The organism is Achromobacter sp. ACM02 (assembly GCF_014851605.1).
GTDB classification, from domain to species: Bacteria; Pseudomonadota; Gammaproteobacteria; order Burkholderiales; family Burkholderiaceae_B; genus Achromobacter; species Achromobacter aegrifaciens.
In genome coordinates this window covers 481,109-497,223 of record NZ_JACUZY010000006.1, presented here as the reverse complement: position 1 = coordinate 497,223, position 16,115 = coordinate 481,109, and the positions used below count along the sequence as shown (strand labels likewise).

Annotated in this window: 22 protein-coding genes; 15 read left to right on the top strand and 7 right to left on the bottom strand. The window is 64.0% G+C overall.

All coding sequences use genetic code 11. From position 1 onward, the window contains the following. The 13 genes from IB258_RS21605 to IB258_RS21545 form a co-directional block, all read left to right on the top strand. On the top strand, positions 1-500 hold a 500-nt coding region (locus IB258_RS21605; protein ID WP_255508605.1), incomplete at its 5' end, for an EF-Tu/IF-2/RF-3 family GTPase. 75 nt (positions 501-575) lie between these two features. Further along, on the top strand, positions 576-887 hold the full coding sequence (gene rpsJ / locus IB258_RS21600) for a 30S ribosomal protein S10 (RefSeq protein WP_003806903.1): 312 nt from the start codon (positions 576-578) through the stop codon (positions 885-887). Between the two features lie 447 nt (positions 888-1,334). Beyond that, a complete protein-coding gene (gene rplC / locus IB258_RS21595) occupies positions 1,335-2,024 on the top strand; it encodes a 50S ribosomal protein L3 (RefSeq protein ID WP_008168945.1) in 690 nt (229 codons plus the stop codon). A gap of 4 nt (positions 2,025-2,028) precedes the next feature. Next, a complete protein-coding gene (gene rplD / locus IB258_RS21590) occupies positions 2,029-2,649 on the top strand; it encodes a 50S ribosomal protein L4 (RefSeq protein WP_013397019.1) in 621 nt (206 codons plus the stop codon). After that, the gene (rplW, locus tag IB258_RS21585) at positions 2,646-2,942 is read left to right on the top strand and encodes a 50S ribosomal protein L23 (RefSeq protein WP_006216557.1); all 297 of its coding nucleotides are present in this window, start codon (positions 2,646-2,648) and stop codon (positions 2,940-2,942) included. Before rplD ends, rplW begins: the two co-directional genes overlap by 4 nt. Then, positions 2,943-3,770 carry a 50S ribosomal protein L2 gene (gene rplB, locus IB258_RS21580; RefSeq protein WP_054457285.1) on the top strand — a complete coding sequence of 276 codons (828 nt, stop codon included), beginning with the start codon at positions 2,943-2,945 and terminating at the stop codon, positions 3,768-3,770. Between the two features lie 12 nt (positions 3,771-3,782). Continuing rightward, positions 3,783-4,058, top strand: a complete 276-nt coding sequence (gene rpsS, locus IB258_RS21575; RefSeq protein ID WP_006216555.1) for a 30S ribosomal protein S19 — start codon at positions 3,783-3,785, stop codon at positions 4,056-4,058. 3 nt (positions 4,059-4,061) lie between these two features. After that, complete coding sequence (rplV, locus tag IB258_RS21570; RefSeq protein ID WP_043541551.1) at positions 4,062-4,391, top strand: 50S ribosomal protein L22; 330 nt, start codon at positions 4,062-4,064, stop codon at positions 4,389-4,391. Positions 4,392-4,400: 9 nt separating this feature from the next. After that, the gene (rpsC, locus tag IB258_RS21565) at positions 4,401-5,195 is read left to right on the top strand and encodes a 30S ribosomal protein S3 (protein WP_042795906.1); all 795 of its coding nucleotides are present in this window, start codon (positions 4,401-4,403) and stop codon (positions 5,193-5,195) included. A gap of 2 nt (positions 5,196-5,197) precedes the next feature. Then, positions 5,198-5,614 (top strand): 50S ribosomal protein L16, encoded by a 417-nt coding sequence (gene rplP / locus IB258_RS21560; RefSeq protein WP_006389610.1) that lies wholly within the window; start codon positions 5,198-5,200, stop codon positions 5,612-5,614. Positions 5,615-5,625: 11 nt separating this feature from the next. Then, on the top strand, positions 5,626-5,817 hold the full coding sequence (gene rpmC / locus IB258_RS21555; RefSeq protein ID WP_003806912.1) for a 50S ribosomal protein L29: 192 nt from the start codon (positions 5,626-5,628) through the stop codon (positions 5,815-5,817). Positions 5,818-5,819: 2 nt separating this feature from the next. Then, entirely contained in the window at positions 5,820-6,101 is a 282-nt protein-coding gene (gene rpsQ / locus IB258_RS21550) for a 30S ribosomal protein S17 (protein WP_006216549.1), read from the top strand. A gap of 114 nt (positions 6,102-6,215) precedes the next feature. After that, entirely contained in the window at positions 6,216-6,731 is a 516-nt protein-coding gene (locus tag IB258_RS21545; RefSeq protein ID WP_054457283.1) for a hypothetical protein, read from the top strand. Between the two features lie 12 nt (positions 6,732-6,743). Here IB258_RS21545 and IB258_RS21540 read toward each other — a convergent pair whose 3' ends face one another. The 6 genes from IB258_RS21540 to IB258_RS21515 are packed head-to-tail and all read right to left on the bottom strand — an operon-like array spanning position 6,744 to position 12,443. Next, a complete protein-coding gene (locus IB258_RS21540; protein ID WP_054457281.1) occupies positions 6,744-7,811 on the bottom strand; it encodes a branched-chain amino acid ABC transporter permease in 1,068 nt (355 codons plus the stop codon). A gap of 11 nt (positions 7,812-7,822) precedes the next feature. Then, positions 7,823-8,833: a branched-chain amino acid ABC transporter permease gene (locus tag IB258_RS21535; RefSeq protein WP_054457279.1), complete on the bottom strand. Its 1,011-nt coding sequence runs from the start codon at positions 8,831-8,833 to the stop codon at positions 7,823-7,825. Then, positions 8,830-9,579, bottom strand: a complete 750-nt coding sequence (locus tag IB258_RS21530) for an ABC transporter ATP-binding protein (protein WP_119449748.1) — start codon at positions 9,577-9,579, stop codon at positions 8,830-8,832. Before IB258_RS21530 ends, IB258_RS21535 begins: the two co-directional genes overlap by 4 nt. Further along, complete coding sequence (locus IB258_RS21525; protein WP_054457275.1) at positions 9,576-10,346, bottom strand: ABC transporter ATP-binding protein; 771 nt, start codon at positions 10,344-10,346, stop codon at positions 9,576-9,578. Before IB258_RS21525 ends, IB258_RS21530 begins: the two co-directional genes overlap by 4 nt. 15 nt (positions 10,347-10,361) lie before the next feature. Then, complete coding sequence (locus tag IB258_RS21520) at positions 10,362-11,534, bottom strand: substrate-binding domain-containing protein (protein WP_119449747.1); 1,173 nt, start codon at positions 11,532-11,534, stop codon at positions 10,362-10,364. Positions 11,535-11,546: 12 nt separating this feature from the next. Further along, positions 11,547-12,443, bottom strand: coding sequence for an alpha/beta fold hydrolase (locus IB258_RS21515; protein WP_054457271.1), 897 nt, complete (start codon positions 12,441-12,443; stop codon positions 11,547-11,549). Between the two features lie 168 nt (positions 12,444-12,611). On the opposite strand from IB258_RS21515, the gene IB258_RS21510 reads away from it, so the two are divergent. Continuing rightward, a complete protein-coding gene (locus tag IB258_RS21510; RefSeq protein ID WP_125470773.1) occupies positions 12,612-13,571 on the top strand; it encodes a helix-turn-helix domain-containing protein in 960 nt (319 codons plus the stop codon). 97 nt (positions 13,572-13,668) lie between these two features. Here IB258_RS21510 and IB258_RS21505 read toward each other — a convergent pair whose 3' ends face one another. After that, positions 13,669-15,096, bottom strand: a complete 1,428-nt coding sequence (locus IB258_RS21505) for an NAD-dependent succinate-semialdehyde dehydrogenase (protein ID WP_054457266.1) — start codon at positions 15,094-15,096, stop codon at positions 13,669-13,671. A 192-nt stretch (positions 15,097-15,288) separates the two neighbouring features. Between IB258_RS21505 and IB258_RS21500 the strand changes: the two genes are divergently transcribed. Further along, positions 15,289-16,041 carry an aspartyl/asparaginyl beta-hydroxylase domain-containing protein gene (locus IB258_RS21500; RefSeq protein WP_125470774.1) on the top strand — a complete coding sequence of 251 codons (753 nt, stop codon included), beginning with the start codon at positions 15,289-15,291 and terminating at the stop codon, positions 16,039-16,041. Positions 16,042-16,115: the final 74 nt, after the last annotated feature.

The following is a 16,115-nucleotide window of genomic DNA, read 5'->3' as shown; positions in this document are numbered from 1 at the left end:
CCGGCCGTATCGAACGCGGCGTGATCAAGGTCGGCGAAGAACTCGAAATCGTCGGTATCGTTCCGACGGTCAAGACGACCTGCACGGGCGTGGAAATGTTCCGCAAGCTGCTGGACCAAGGTCAAGCCGGCGACAACGTGGGCATCCTGCTGCGCGGCACCAAGCGTGAAGACGTCCAGCGCGGCCAAGTTCTGGCCAAGCCGGGCTCGATCACCCCGCACACCGACTTCACCTCCGAGGTGTACATCCTGTCCAAGGAAGAAGGCGGCCGTCACACCCCGTTCTTCCAAGGCTATCGTCCCCAGTTCTACTTCCGCACGACGGACGTGACGGGCACGATCGAACTGCCGGCCGACAAGGAAATGGTTCTGCCGGGCGACAACGTGGCCATGACGGTCAAGCTGCTGGCCCCCATCGCCATGGAAGAAGGCCTGCGTTTCGCCATCCGTGAAGGCGGTCGTACCGTCGGCGCCGGCGTCGTCGCCAAGATCCTGAAGTAATTCGGATCACTTAAGCAGCACACAACCAGCGAGGGCGGCCTCGTCGCCTTCGCCTCTCGTTCTTTAGGAAACGCCATGAAAAACCAAAAGATCCGTATCCGCTTGAAAGCCTTCGATTACAAGCTGATCGATCAATCGGCCGCTGAAATCGTCGATACCGCCAAGCGTACCGGCGCAGTTGTCCGCGGTCCGGTGCCGCTGCCCACGCGTATCCGTCGCTACGACGTCCTGCGCTCGCCGCACGTCAACAAGACGTCGCGCGACCAGTTCGAAATCCGTACGCACCAGCGCCTGATGGACATCGTTGATCCCACCGACAAGACCGTTGACGCTCTGATGCGTCTGGACCTGCCGGCCGGCGTCGACGTCGAAATCGCGCTGCAGTAATAAAGCGCTTCGGGCCTGCTACCTTCGCCGGCAGGCACGAAATAAAAATGGCCGCATCCCTCGGGAGTGCGGCCATTTTGTTTTGGAACCGCTGAGCGCGACGCCCGGTTCCGGGCGGGCAGGGCGCCCAAACGTTTCCTTCCGGATTTTGTTAGCAGGCGCTCACTACCGGATTCAGCCCCAGCCAACGCCGCCAAGGCGGTCTGCTTATGCTGGCTGTGGTGAATTTGCCCTTTGCAGTGGCGCCGAAGCGCGCTAAGTGCTTGTGTCCACTGGAAAAAACGTGCTAATATGCGAAGCTTGCCATTTTGTGGCAAGAGCAACTATGGGAAAAAGAAAGGCGGCCCCCGCCGGAATTCGTACCAGGTTGAACATAGTCGTAGGGCAAAGGCCGTTACCTTTTGCCTGATTAGCCCCGACCAATCGCAGTCGGGAATGGAGAAAACGATGTCGAATTCGACACCCACGCCCGCCGCTCACCGGCTGGGGCTGGTGGGTCGCAAGGTCGGCATGACCCGCATTTTTACCGAGGAAGGTGAATCCATCCCGGTGACCGTGCTGGACGTGTCGAACAACCGCGTGACCCAAGTTAAGTCGCTGGAAACCGACGGCTACGCCGCGATCCAAGTGGCTTATGGCACTCGTCGTGCCTCGCGTGTGGCTCAGCCGCAAACGGGCCACTACGCCAAAGCCGGCGCTGAAGCCGGTAGCATCCTCAAAGAATTCCGCCTTGATCCCGCTCGCGCCGCTGAATTTGCGGCCGGTTCCGTGATCGCCGTGGAATCGGTGTTCGAAGCCGGCCAACAGGTCGACGTCACGGGCACCACCATTGGTAAAGGCTTCGCCGGTACCATCAAGCGTCACAACTTCGGTTCGCAGCGCGCGTCGCACGGTAACTCCCGTTCGCACCGCGTCCCGGGCTCGATTGGTCAAGCTCAAGATCCGGGCCGTATTTTCCCGGGTAAGCGCATGGCCGGTCACCTGGGTGATGTCACCCGCACCGTTCAAAACCTCGACGTCGTTCGCGTTGACGTTGAGCGCGGCCTGCTGCTGGTCAAGGGCGCTGTCCCCGGCCACGCTGGCGCCGACATCGTCGTGCGCCCGGCCATCAAGGCCCCGGCCAAGAAGGGAGCGTAAGTAAATGGATCTCAAGCTCCTGAACGACCAAGGTCAGGCCGCTGCTACGTTCAGCGCACCGGACACCATCTTCGGCCGTGACTTCAACGAAGCGCTGATTCATCAGATCGTGGTGGCTTTCCAAGCCAACGCCCGTTCGGGTAACCGCGCTCAGAAGGATCGCACTGAAGTCAAGCACTCGACCAAGAAGCCCTGGCGCCAGAAGGGTACCGGCCGCGCTCGCGCCGGTATGACTTCGTCGCCGCTGTGGCGTGGCGGTGGTCGGATTTTCCCGAACTCGCCCGAAGAGAACTTCAGCCAGAAGGTCAACAAGAAGATGTACCGCGCCGGGATCCGTTCGATCCTGTCGCAGCTCGCTCGCGAAGACCGCATCGCCGTCGTCGAATCGTTTGATCTGGCATCGCCCAAGACCAAGGACGCAGCTGCCAAGCTGAAGAGCCTGGGCCTGGACTCGGTCCTGATCATCACCGACAGCGTTGATGAAAATGTTTACCTCGCCACCCGCAACCTGCCGCACGTTGCTGTTGTCGAGCCCCGTTATGCCGATCCGTTGTCGCTGGTCCACTACAAGAAAGTGCTGATCACCAAGCCGGCCATCGCTCAACTCGAGGAGATGCTGGGATGAACGCTGAACGCTTGATGCAAGTCATTCTGGCCCCGATCGTGACCGAAAAGGCCACCTTCGTTGCCGAGAAGAATCAGCAAGTCGCTTTCCGTGTCGTGGCTGACGCTACCAAGCCGGAAATCAAGGCTGCCGTCGAACTGCTCTTCAAGGTGCAGGTCGAGTCCGTGCAGGTCCTCAACCGTAAGGGCAAAGTCAAGCGCTTTGGCCGATTCGTTGGCCGTCGTCGCAATGAGCGCAAGGCTTACGTGTCGCTCAAGGACGGCCAGGAAATCGACTTTGCGGAGGTGAAGTAAATGGCCCTCGTAAAAGTTAAGCCGACTTCGGCTGGCCGCCGTGGCATGGTGAAGGTTGTCAGCCCGAACCTGCACAAGGGTGAGCCCTACGCGCCGCTGCTGGAAAAGAAGACCCGTGGTTCTGGCCGTAACAACAACGGTCACATCACGATCCGTCATCGTGGCGGTGGCCACAAGCAGCACTACCGCGTCGTCGACTTCCGTCGCGACAAGGATGGCATCCCGGCAAAGGTCGAGCGTCTGGAATATGACCCCAACCGTACGGCGCACATCGCTCTGCTGTGCTACGCCGACGGCGAACGTCGCTACATCATCGCTCCGCGCGGTCTGGAAGTCGGCGCCACGCTGCTGTCGGGCGTCGAAGCCCCGATCCGCGCTGGCAACACGCTGCCGATCCGCAACATCCCGGTGGGTACGACGATTCACTGCGTCGAAATGCTGCCTGGCAAGGGTGCCCAGATGGTCCGTTCGGCCGGCGCTTCCGCCGTCCTGCTGGCTCGCGAAGGCATCTACGCTCAAGTGCGTCTGCGCTCGGGTGAAGTCCGCCGTGTGCACATCGAATGCCGCGCCACCATCGGTGAAGTCGGTAACGAAGAACACAGCCTGCGCCAAATCGGCAAGGCCGGTGCAATGCGTTGGCGCGGTGTCCGCCCGACGGTTCGTGGCGTTGCCATGAACCCGGTGGATCACCCGCACGGTGGCGGCGAAGGCCGTACCGGCGAAGCACGCGAACCGGTCAGCCCGTGGGGCACTCCGGCGAAGGGTTACAAGACCCGTCGCAACAAGCGGACGAACAATATGATCGTCCAACGGCGCAAGCGCAAGTAAGAGGCGAACACTATGTCACGTTCGATCAAGAAAGGCCCGTTTGTCGATGCTCACCTGATCAAAAAGGTGGACACGGCCGTCGCGGGCAAAGACAAGAAGCCGATCAAGACCTGGTCGCGTCGCTCCACGATCCTGCCCGAGTTCATCGGTCTGACGATCGCTGTGCACAACGGCAAGCAGCACGTTCCCGTTTACATCAACGAGAACATGGTCGGTCACAAGCTGGGCGAGTTCGCGCTGACCCGTACGTTCAAGGGTCACGCCGCGGACAAGAAGGCGAAGAGGTAAGCGATGGAAACTACTGCCATTATCCGTGGGGTTCACATCTCCGCTCAAAAGACCCGACTGGTTGCGGACCTGATCCGCGGCAAGTCCGTCTCGCAAGCGCTGAACATCCTCACCTTCTCGCCGAAGAAGGCGGCCGCCATCCTGAAGAAGGCTGTCGAATCCGCCATCGCCAACGCCGAGCACAATGACGGCGCCGACATCGACGAACTGAAAGTCACCACGATCTTCGTGGACAAGGCTCAGTCGATGAAGCGCTTCTCCGCTCGCGCCAAGGGCCGCGGCAACCGTATCGAGAAGCAGACCTGCCACATCACGGTCAAGGTCGGAGCTTAAGGAGTCACGATGGGTCAGAAAATTCACCCCACTGGGTTCCGTCTCGCGGTCACCCGTAATTGGTCCTCGCGTTGGTTCGCCGACGACAAGGCCTTCGGCTCGATGCTGGCCGAAGACATTCGCGTTCGCGAGTACCTGAAGAAGAAGCTCAAGAGCGCCTCCGTCGGTCGCGTGATCATCGAGCGTCCCGCCAAGAATGCCCGCATCACCGTCTACTCGGCTCGTCCGGGCGTGGTGATCGGCAAGCGCGGCGAAGACATCGAAAGCCTGAAGGCTGATCTGCAGCGTCTGATGGGCGTGCCTGTGCACGTCAACATCGAAGAAATCCGCAAGCCGGAAACCGATGCTCAACTGATCGCCGACTCGATCTCGCAACAGCTCGAGAAGCGCATCATGTTCCGTCGCGCCATGAAGCGCGCGATGCAGAACGCCATGCGTCTGGGTGCCCAAGGCATCAAGATCATGAGCTCGGGCCGTCTGAACGGTATCGAAATTGCTCGCACCGAGTGGTATCGCGAAGGCCGTGTGCCGCTGCACACCCTGAAGGCCAACATCGACTACGGCACCTCCGAAGCCCACACGACCTATGGCGTGATCGGCATCAAGGTCTGGGTCTACAAGGGCGACATGCTGGCCAACGGCGAATTGCCGCCGGAAACCGCTGCCCCGCGCGAAGAAGAACGTCGTCCGCGCCGCGCTCCGCGTGGTGATCGTCCGGACGGTGCTCGCACCGGTCGTCCGGGTGGTCGTGGTCGTGGTGGTCCCCGCAAGGCGGACGCTGCTCCGGCGCCTGAAGGAGAATAACCATGCTGCAACCCTCTCGCAGAAAGTATCGCAAAGAGCAGAAGGGCCGCAACACCGGTCTGGCGACCCGTGGTACCCACGTGTCGTTCGGCGAATTCGGTCTGAAGGCCACCGGCCGTGGCCGTCTGACCGCTCGCCAGATCGAAGCTGCTCGTCGTGCCATCAATCGTCACATCAAGCGTGGCGGCCGTATCTGGATTCGCATTTTCCCGGATAAGCCCATCTCGCAGAAGCCTGCCGAAGTCCGTATGGGTAACGGTAAGGGCAACCCGGAGTACTGGGTTGCTGAAATTCAGCCCGGCAAGGTGCTCTACGAAATGGAAGGGGTTAGCGAAGAGCTCGCGCGTGAAGCTTTCCGCCTGGCCGCTGCCAAGCTGCCGATTTCGACCACGTTCGTCGCGCGTCATATCGGTGCTTAAGGAGTACTAACATGAAAGCTAGCGAACTCCGTTCGAAAGATGCCGCCGAGCTCGGCAAAGAGCTCGAAAGCCTGCTGAAGGCACAATTCGGTCTGCGCATGCAGAAGGCCACGCAGCAACTGGCCAACACCAGCCAGCTGCGCAACGTGCGTCGCGACATCGCGCGCGTTCGTACCTTGCTGACCGAGAAGGCAGGGAAATAAAGATGAGCGAAACTCAAAACACCCAAGTGGCCAAGCGCCAGCGCACGCTGGTTGGCAAGGTCGTCAGCAACAAGATGGACAAGACTGTCGTCGTGCTCGTTGAGCGCCGCGTCAAGCACCCCATCTTCGGCAAGATCATCATGCGTTCCGCGAAGTACAAGGCGCACGATGAATCGAACCAGTACAACGAAGGCGATACGGTTGAAATCGCTGAAGGCCGTCCCATCTCGCGCTCGAAGTCGTGGCGCGTGGTGCGTCTGGTTGAAGCCGCACGTATCATCTAAGTAAAGCAGTACATCGGAACGGCGCGCCGTTCTGATATAAGACGGCAAGGGATCAAACCCTTGCCGTTTTTTTTCGCCCGGACCTTTTGCTTCGAACTCAGGAATCAGGACATCATGCGCGGTTTCATGAATGCGGCGCGGTTTGGCTTGTTGATGGCTTGCGCATGGATGGCGGCGCTGCCGGCCGCCGCTCAGACTGCCGCGCCCTCGGGACAGCAGCCATCGCCGGCGCAGGATCCTGCAGCCCTGGGCCGCGCCTTGCTCGACGCCGGTCCCGACGCCAGGGTGCGCATGGACGGCCTGTCGCGCGATCACGCGGCGATCTTCGGCACTGAAGACGCGAATGAGCAGGCCTTGATGGACCAGGATCGGGCCATCGGGGAACGCAGGGAACAGATGCGGATGCTGGAGAAGCTCTTCAGCGAGAAGTCTGCGGCCGGATCGCATCCGCCGATGATGATTCCATTGAAGCCGGGCGCCGACATGACCATGCCGGCTCTGACGCCGACCCCGTCCGGTTCGCAGCTGGACCGCGGCGCCCAGGACACGCGCCGCAGCCTGGATGACATGCAGCGGCGCGTCGACGGATTGCGGCGCGAGGCCGATGCGTTGGGGCAGCGTGGCCGCTGAGGGCCGGCCCCGTCAAGGGCGCCGCGCCAGTTCCCGCAACCGCCCCGCGATTCCCGTCGGGAAGTAATAGACCGACACCACGAACAGGATTCCCAGCCACAACAGCCACCGGTCTGGCTCGAACAGCAGCGCCAACGGCGCCACGCCCGACACCGCGTCGTGGATCACGTGGAGCCCATCTTGCAGATAGCTCTGCGCGAACACGAACAGGCTTGCGCCCACCACGGCGCCGTACATGGTGCCCATCCCGCCGATCACCAGCATCAGCAGAATGTTGAGCATGATCTCGAACGACAGCGAGGTATCCGGGCCGTTGTAGCGCAGCCAGAGCGCGTACATGGCGCCCGCAAGCGTGGCGAAGGCGGCCGCCAGCAGATTGGACAGGCTGCGGTAAAGCACCGTGCGGTAGCCGATGGCTTCGGCGCGGAACGGGTTCTCGCGTATGGCTTGCAACACCCGGCCGAAGGGCGAATTCACGATGCGCAGCAACAGCAGGAACAGCACCACGCAGACCGCTGCGATCAGGTAGTAGGTGATGACGCGGCCGTCCACCGTCACGCCGAAGATCTGCTCCGAGAAAGGCCGGAAGGCCGGCCGCAGCATCTGCGGCACCTTGAAGTTCAGCCCATCCTCGCCACCCGTCAGATCGGACAATTGCGACACCAGCGTCTGGAACGCCGCGGCGACGGCCAGGGTGATCATGGCGTAGAAGATCGCGCGCACGCGCAGGCTGGCCAGGCCGATCAGCAAGGCGAACGCAAGCGATACCACCAGGCCGCCGCCCAGGCCTGCGAACACCGCGGTCCAGCCCGGTTCCATGCGGATGCTGGCGATCGCCACGCCATACGCGCCGATGCCGAAGAACATGGTGTGCGCAAAGCTGACGATGCCGGTGTAGCCCAGCAGCAAGTCATAGCTCGCGACCAGAATCACGAACACCAGGATCTTCGCGGCCACCGCCAGCGACTTGGGACCGGGAAAGAGGAAGGGTGCGGCGGCAAGCAGGGCCACGATGGCGATAAGCGCCAGGGCCAGCAGCGTGCTGCGCGGAGGATCGCCGGAAAGCAGGCGTACGGACATGTCGGCGGTTCCTAGCGATTCGTGACCGGGTACACGCCTTGGGGACGCCACAGCAAGATGGCGACCATCAGCGCGATGTTCGAGAACAGGGCGGCCTTGGGCAGCAGGAAGCCGGTGTAGTTGGCCATCAGCCCCACCAGCAGCGCGCCGATCAGGCAGCCCACAGTGGAACCCAGGCCGCCGATCATGATGACGATGAAGATCAGCACGTTGACCTGCGCGCCCAGCTGCGGCACGACCGATTGCTGGTACATGCCCCATAGCACGCCGCCCAGTCCCGCCAGCATCGAGCCGGCCACGAACACGCCGACGAACAGATGACGGATGCGGTAGCCCAGGCTTTCCACCATCTCGCGGTCCTCGACGCCAGCGCGGATCAGAAGGCCCAGCTTGGTTCGGTTGAGCAGCCACAGCATGCCGGCCAGCACCAGCAGGCCCGTCAGCAGGGCGACAATGCGGAACTTCTCGATGGCGGCATCGCCCAGCAGGAATGCGCCGCGCAGCGCCTCGGGCAGCGGCAGGGAAATCGTCTGCGGACCCCACAGCATCTTGATGATCTCCTCGCCGATGATCATGCCGCCCATGGTGATGAGGATCTGCTTCAGATGCTGGCCGTAGACAGGCCGCACGATGACGCGTTCGAACGCCAGGCCCACTGCGCCCGCGACCAGCATGCCGACGATCATGGCGGGCAGCACCGCGCCCAGGTTGATCCACAAGCTGCCCGACTGGGTCCAGTCGGCCATGGAGCCCAGCACGGTTGCGGCCATGTACGCGCCGATTGCGATGAACAGGCCGTGGCCGAAGTTCAACACGTCCATCAGGCCGAAGACCAGCGTCATGCCCGAGGCCACGATGAAGATGATCATGCCCATGGCCAGCCCCGCCAGGGTCAGGGTGACCCAGGTGGAGAAGGAACCCACCAGGGGCAGGGCAAGTGCGGCCAGCGCGACCACCAGCAGCACGGGGCGCAGGTCCGCGCGCACGCGCGGCAGCGGGGTATCGAGTTCGAGCGTGCTCATTGATGGCTTCCCAGCGACAGGCCCAAGAGGCGCGTCTGTAGTTCATCGTCCGCGGCCAGTTCGGCCATGCCGCCTGCATGGACGACGCGGCCGTTGTCCATCACGGCGACGTGGTCGCCGACCAGGCGCGCGAAGTTGAAGTTCTGCTCGACCAGCAGGATGGTGGTGGACGCCTGCTTCAGTTCAATGAAGGCGTCGATCATGTTCTGGATGATGGCGGGCGCCAGGCCTTTGCTGGGCTCATCCACCAGCAGCAGCCGGCGCGGCTCGATGATGGCGCGCGCCACGGCCAGCATCTGCTTTTGACCGCCCGACAGCTTGCCGGCGGGATGTAGCCAGAACTTCTTCAATGCCGGAAAGAACCCGAAAATCCATTCCAGCCGCGCCGTATCCAGCTGGCTGGCGTTCCTGGCTTGGCGCGCCGCGAGCAGGATGTTCTCCTTCACGGACAGGTCGGCGAAGATGCCCATGCTTTCGGGCACGTAAGCCATGCCCATGCGTGCCATGTCGGGCGGCGAGGTGCGCGTGCCCGGGCCGCCGACGGGCGTGCCGTCAAAGCTCACCTGGCCTTGCGATGCGCGCCACAATCCCATGATGGTGCGCAGCGTGGTGGTCTTGCCGGCGCCGTTGCGGCCCAGCAGCATGGTCACGGCCGCCGGCGCGACCGCCAGGTCCACGCCGTGCAGGATGTGGTACGCGCCGATGTGCGTGTGCACGTTCTTCAATTCCAGCAACGCCTGCGTCATGCCGCCTTCTCCGCCGGGCTCACGCCCAGATAGGCCTGCTGCACGATGGGCGAGGCGATCACCGCCGCCGGGTCGCCGTCGGCCATCAGCTGGCCGTTGTGCAGCACCACGATGCGGTCCGCCAGTTCGCGCACCACGTCCATCTTGTGCTCCACGAGCAGAATCGTTTTCGTCGGATCGTTCTTGAGTTCGCGGATCAGGTCCAGCACGACGGGCACGTCGTCCACGCTCATGCCTGCCGTCGGTTCGTCGAACATGAAAACCTGCGGCTCCAGCGCGATCAGCATGGCGATCTCCAGCTTGCGCTGGTCGCCGTGCGGCAAGTCGGCGGCAGGCTGGTCACGGCGCGCGGACAGGCGGGTGCGTTCCAGCAGCGCGTCGGCGCGTTCGATCAGGCCCCGGTCGTCGCTCCAGGTGCGCCAGAACCGGATCTGGCGCCAGCTCATGCCTTGCTGGCGCGATTGCAGGGCCAGGCGCACGTTCTCATGCACGCTCAGGCGCGGGAACAGCTGGGTCAGCTGAAAGGCACGCCCCAGTCCCGCATGCATGCGCGCGGGGGCGGCCAGCGGGGTCAGGTCGCGCCCGTTCAGGCGCACCGTCCCGGCGCTGGCGCGCAGCTGCCCGGAGATCAGGTTGAAGTAGGTGGTCTTGCCCGCGCCGTTTGGGCCGACTATGGCGGTCAGGGTGCCAGGCGCAAAGCTGCAGCTGACTTCATTGACCGCCACGTGTCCGCCGAAACGGATCGTGAGCGATTGGGTTTCCAGCATGGATGGGCTACGCGCTCAGCGTTTGTTCTGGATCGGCACCGACATCTGGTCCGGCGTGATTTCCTTGACCAGATCCTGCACGGCCCACGGCACCGACGGATCGTTCTTGATGCGGAAGTGGTACATGGACTGCATGGCCTGGTGGTCCTCGGGGCGGAAGGTCATCTTGCCCTTGGGCGTCTCGAAGCTCATGCCTTCCATGGCCTTGATCAGTGTGTCGGTATCGGAGTCGCCCTTGGTCTTGGCCAGCGCGGTGGCGATGGCGATGCCCGAGGCCATGCCGCCTGCGGTGAAGAAGTCCGGCGGCTGGCCGTAGCGCTTCTGGTGCTCCGCCACCAGCCAGTCGTTGATCGGATTCTTGGGGATGCCGTAGTAGTAATAGGTGGCGCCTTCCATGCCCGCCAGCGACTTCAGCGGCGTCATCGCGGCCAGCGTGTTGCCGCCCGTGGCGATCTCGATGCCGAAGCGCTTGGGGTCCAGGTCGGCGATCTTGAACGGGTTGCCCGCGCCCGCCCACAGGATGAAGATGATCTTGCGACCCGGCTTGTCCTTCAACGCATCGAACAGGCGCTGCGCACCGGCGGTGAAGTCGGTGGCGTTGGCGGGCAGGTATTCCTCGTGCACGATTTTGGCGTTCTTCAAGGCGCCCTTGAACGCCTTCACGCCGTCGCGGCCGAAGGCATAGTCCTGCGCCAGCATGGCAATCGAGGTGCCGGCCTGGTCGAAGGCAACCGCGTTGGCGATGGCGTCCTGCGACGAGTTGCGGCCGGTGCGGAAGATGTACTTGTTCCACTTGTCGCCCGTGATCGAATCCGCCACCGCGGGTTCGACCAGCAGGATCTTTTCGTACTCCTCGGCGATGGGCAGCATGGCCAGCGCGACGCCGGAAGAGGTGGGGCCGACGGCGATGTCGGCGTTGTCGTCCGCATAGGCCGAGGCCAACTGCGCGCGCGCCACGTCGGGCTTGCCCTGGTTGTCCTTTTCGATGACGCGGATCTTGCGCCCGGCGACCGTCATGGTGCCCTGCGTCGCATACTCCAGCCCCAGCATCAGGCCGTTCTGGGTTTGCTTGGCGTAGGCCTCCAGGGGGCCGGTCTTGTCGTAGACGTGGGCCACGACGAAGTCTTTCGCCGCGATGGCGGAATTCATGCAGAGGCCGGCGAGCGCGGCGAGCAGGACGCGTTTCATGGGTATCTCCTGTTATTGGGGGCGGTCAGCCGCCGTGTGGTCCGGCGTGGCAAGGAACTGGCGGATGGCGTCGATCTGCGCAGCGACATTGAGAGCAGGGGCGTGGCCGCAATCGGGGAAGTCGATGCGCTGCGCGCGCGGCCCGCGGCGGGTCATGGCGTCGGCGACTTCGGGCAGCAGCAGGTCCGAATCGGCGCCGCGCAGCAACAGCAGCGGCATGCGCAGCGAGTCGTAACCATTCCAGCGGTCGTAGTCCCGCGGGTGGTTGCTGAACTGGCCGACGATGGCCGGATCGTAGTGCAGGGTGATCCGGCCGTCCGGCAGCCGGCGCACGGATGTTTCTGCCATACGGCGCCATTGCTCGTCGCTCTGCCAGCCGTAGGGCTTATAGGCGACGCGCAGCCAGGCTTCGAGTTCGGTGACCGTATCGAAGGCCGGCGGCGCGCCGACATAGGCCACGATGCGGTCGATGGCGGCCTGCGGCAGTTCGGGCCCGATGTCATTGACGACCAGGTGCGAGATCCGGTCGCGCAGGGTCGTGGCGGCAGCGTGCATGCCGGTGGCGCCACCCATGGACGTCCCCACCCAGCGCACGCGATCCAGCGACAGCCCGTCCGCCAGGGCGCGGGCCAGCGTTGCATAGAAGTCGAGCTGGTACTCGGCGACCGGGTCGGGGCTCCATTGCGACAGGCCGCGGCCGATCGCGTCCGGGCAGATGATGCGGTAGTCGTCCGCCAGCGCCTGCGCCAGGTCGTCGAAGTCGCGGCCAGTGCGGGCCAGGCCATGCCACATGATGACGGGGGGCGCGTCCGCGGCGCCCCATTCGGTGTAATGCAGCTCGCGGCCTGCGCAGCGCAGATAGCGCGAAGCCGGCGCGTGGCGGCCGGCTGGTGCGGGCGCTGGTGCCATGAGTCTCCTCCCGGGTTGTCCAGGTTGTGTGCTTATCGGGCTGAATATAGACTTGCGCCAAGCGCGCCTTCAAGGCGCCGGACACCCCGCAGCAGGGTGAGTCAAGAATATGTAGACGCAGGATCACGAGCGCCCGGCCGCGGCGCAGGCGTCCAAGGAGACCGAACCATGTCCGATACGGAATTCGCCATTTCGGTCAGCGCTGGCGCTGACCGGCGCGACGAATGGCGCGCGGCGTTGTCGCACGCGTTCGGTCCCTTCGAGGTGCATGGCGGCCGGCCCGACAATTTCGCCGGACATGTGCGCTACGCGCGGCGGGGCAGCCTGCAGTTCAACGACCTCCATTACCAGGGACAGAAGCTGGAGCGCACCGCCGGCAACGTGTCGCGCCTGGATCAGGAGTTCTATACCTTCGGTCTGCCGCTGGCGGGACCCCTGGTTGTGCAGCAGCAGGGGCGGGAGTTCCAGGTCGAACCCGGCTGCGTCTATCTGATGAACCAGAGCCTGCCCTACCAGGCCACGGCACAGGGCGCTGCGGGGTACCGCAGCCTGAGCGTGTCGTTTCCGCGCAGCGCCCTATTGCAGCGCGATTCCCGCGTCGGCGCCTTCTACAAGCTGCGCGTCGACGACGGTTCGCCGCGCGGCGCTTTGCTGGCCAGCTACATGGACCACTTGTTCAAAGGCGTGGACGGCTGGTCGGATGTCGAGGCGGCGGAACTGGGCGAGCGCCTGATCGACCTGATCGTACTGTTTCTGGTGCAATCAGGGCAGGGGCATGCATCGGAGTCGGACAGCAGCGTCACGCTGGCGCATCGGCAGCGCGTGCTGGCCTATATCCGCCAGCATCTGGCGGATCCCGCGTTGTCCCCGCAGCAGGTGGCGCAGGGCTGCGGCTTGTCGGTGGCCTATCTGCATCGCATCCTGCGCGCGGGCGGTCTGTCGGTGGAATCCTTCATCTTCGACCAGCGGCTCGACAAGTGCCGCGAGCTTTTGTTGAGCCCGCAGCACAGCCACCGCAGCATTGCCGAACTGGCCTATCAAGTGGGCTTCTCGCATCCCTCGCATTTCAGCCGACTGTTCAAGCGCCGGTTTGGCATGACGCCGCGCGATTTGCGGGCAAGTTCCTGAGCGGCCTTCTTTCGCGGACATCCCGGCCCGGTTCTCCAGGCATGAGGCAAAACAAAGCCCCGCAGAAATCCTGCGGGGCTTTGTTGTCACTGCCGGGTCAGATGTGCGTGATGAACTTCGTGACCAGGTAGCCGTCGAACGTTTCCAGACCGCCTTCGCTGCCGATGCCGCTGTCCTTGATGCCGCCGAAGGGCGTCTCGGCCAGGGCGCTGCCGAAGTGGTTGATGTTGACCATGCCGGCTTCAAGGCCGTTGGAGACCTTGGTGGCCGTCTGCAGCGAGTTCGTGAACACGTAGGACGACAGGCCGAAGGGCAGGCTGTTCGCGCGGCGCAGCACTTCATCGGTATCCGTGAAACGGACCACCGGCGCGACCGGGCCGAAGGGCTCCTCGGTCATCAGCATGGAGTTGTCGGGCACTTCGGTCACGACCGTGGGGGCGAAGAAGAAGCCCTTGCGGTCCAGCGGGCCGCCGCCGACCACCACCTTGCCGCCGTGCTTCTTGGCGTCGTCGATGAAGGCGCTCATGGCGGGGACGCGGCGCTCGTGCGCCAGCGGGCCCATGTCGGTGCCGGCTTCCAGGCCGTCGCCGACCTTGATGTTCTTCAGCACTTCGGAGAAGCGCGCGAGGAACTGCTCGTAGGCGCCGTTCTGGACATAGAAGCGGGTCGGCGACACGCACACCTGGCCGGCGTTGCGGACCTTGAACTTGGCCAGCATGGTGGCGGCGCGGTCGATGTCGGCGTCGTCGAACACCAGCACGGGCGAGTGGCCGCCCAGTTCCATGGTGACGCGCTTCATGTGGGCGCCGGCCAGCGCGGCCAGCTGCTTGCCCACCGGCACGGAGCCGGTGAACGACACCTTGCGCACGATGGGCGAGCGGATCAGGTAGTCGGAGATCTTGGCGGGTTCGCCCCAGACGATGTTCAGGCAGCCCTTGGGCAGGCCGGCGTCGTGGAACATGCGCGCAATGGCCATGACGGCGCTGGGCGAGTCCTCGGGACCCTTCAGCACTACCGTGCAGCCGGCGCCGATGGCGGCGGCGATCTTGCGGATGGCCTGGTTGTACGGGAAGTTCCAGGGCGTGAACGCGGCGCAGACGCCGATGGGTTCGCGCACCACGATCTGGCGCACGTCAGGATTGCGAGGCGGGACCACGCGGCCGTAGATGCGGCGGCATTCCTCGGCGTGCCAGTCGGCGTGTTCGGCGCAGGAGGTGACTTCGCCCACGGCTTCGGCCAGCGGCTTGCCCTGGTCCAGCGTCATGTTGCGGCCGATTTCCTGGGCGCGTTCGCGCGATAGCGTCGCAACCTTGCGCAGGATGGCCGAGCGGTCCATGGGAGAGGATTTCTTCCACGACTCGAACGCGCGCTGGGCGGCGGCTAGCGCGCGATCCAGATCCGCTTCGGTGGCGTGGGGCAGCTGGCCGAGAACTTCCAGCGTGGCCGGGTTGATGACGTCCTGGGTGCGCCTGCCCTCTCCGGCGACGAATTCGCCGTCGATATACAGCGCCAACTGTTCATACATGCCTGTCTTCCCTTGCGAAATAGGAGTGGATAGCGATCACTGTCGCCCACGCCAGTCTAAACCAGCTTGTCCGCGGCGGGGAGGGCCAATGCCCGGCGGCGCCTTGGAGCCAATCTGCTGGCGCAAGTCTTGCGTGCCCGCGCCGGCATGGACAAAATGGTGCATCTTTGGCTGTCTATCCGGCTACCTATTGTGCAACCCCTCGATGCGCGTCCGCCCAGCAAGCCCAGTTTCTACTCGCGCACCTTTTTCCGTTTCATAGACTGGTTGCGCAACCGGATCGCCCAGGCCTCGCTGGTCGGCGACCGTCCCATTTTCGACAATGGCCAGTTTCCCTGGGTCGCCGCGCTCGAGGCCCAGGCGCCCGCCATCCGCGCTGAGCTGGCAGGCCTGCTCTCCGAACGCCAGCACCTGCCCGCCTTCCATGAAATCTCTCCCGACGTGGGCCAGATCACCTCGGACGACCAATGGAAGACTTTCGTCTTCATGGGCTACGGCCTGCGCTCCGAGCGCAATCTGGCGCGCTGCCCGGCGACCGCCCGGGCGCTGCAGGGAATCCCGGGCATCCGCACGGCGTTCTTCTCCATCCTGGAGGCCGGCAAGCGCATCCCCCTGCACACGGGGCCGTACAACGGCGTCCTGCGCCTGCACCTGGGGCTGGTGGTACCCGAACCGGCCGAGCAATGCTGGATCGAGGTCGGGGGCGAGCGTTACAGTTGGCGCGAAGGGCAGGCGGTGGTGTTCGACGACCTGTACCCGCACCAGGTCCACAACGACACCGCCGGACTGCGCGCCGTGCTCTTCGTGGACTTCGAGCGTCCCTGCCGCGCTCCGGTAAAATGGCTCAACCGCCTGGTGCTCATGGCTGCCCCCTTCACGGACGAAATCCGTCGCGGCAAGGCCAACCACGATGCCTGGGAGAAGGGCTACTACCGCCAGAAATAGGGGGCGGATAGCCTCGGTTCACCCCCGGCCAAGGGGAAAGCGTGGCTTTTGTGGGTTATCCACACAAAGTGCTT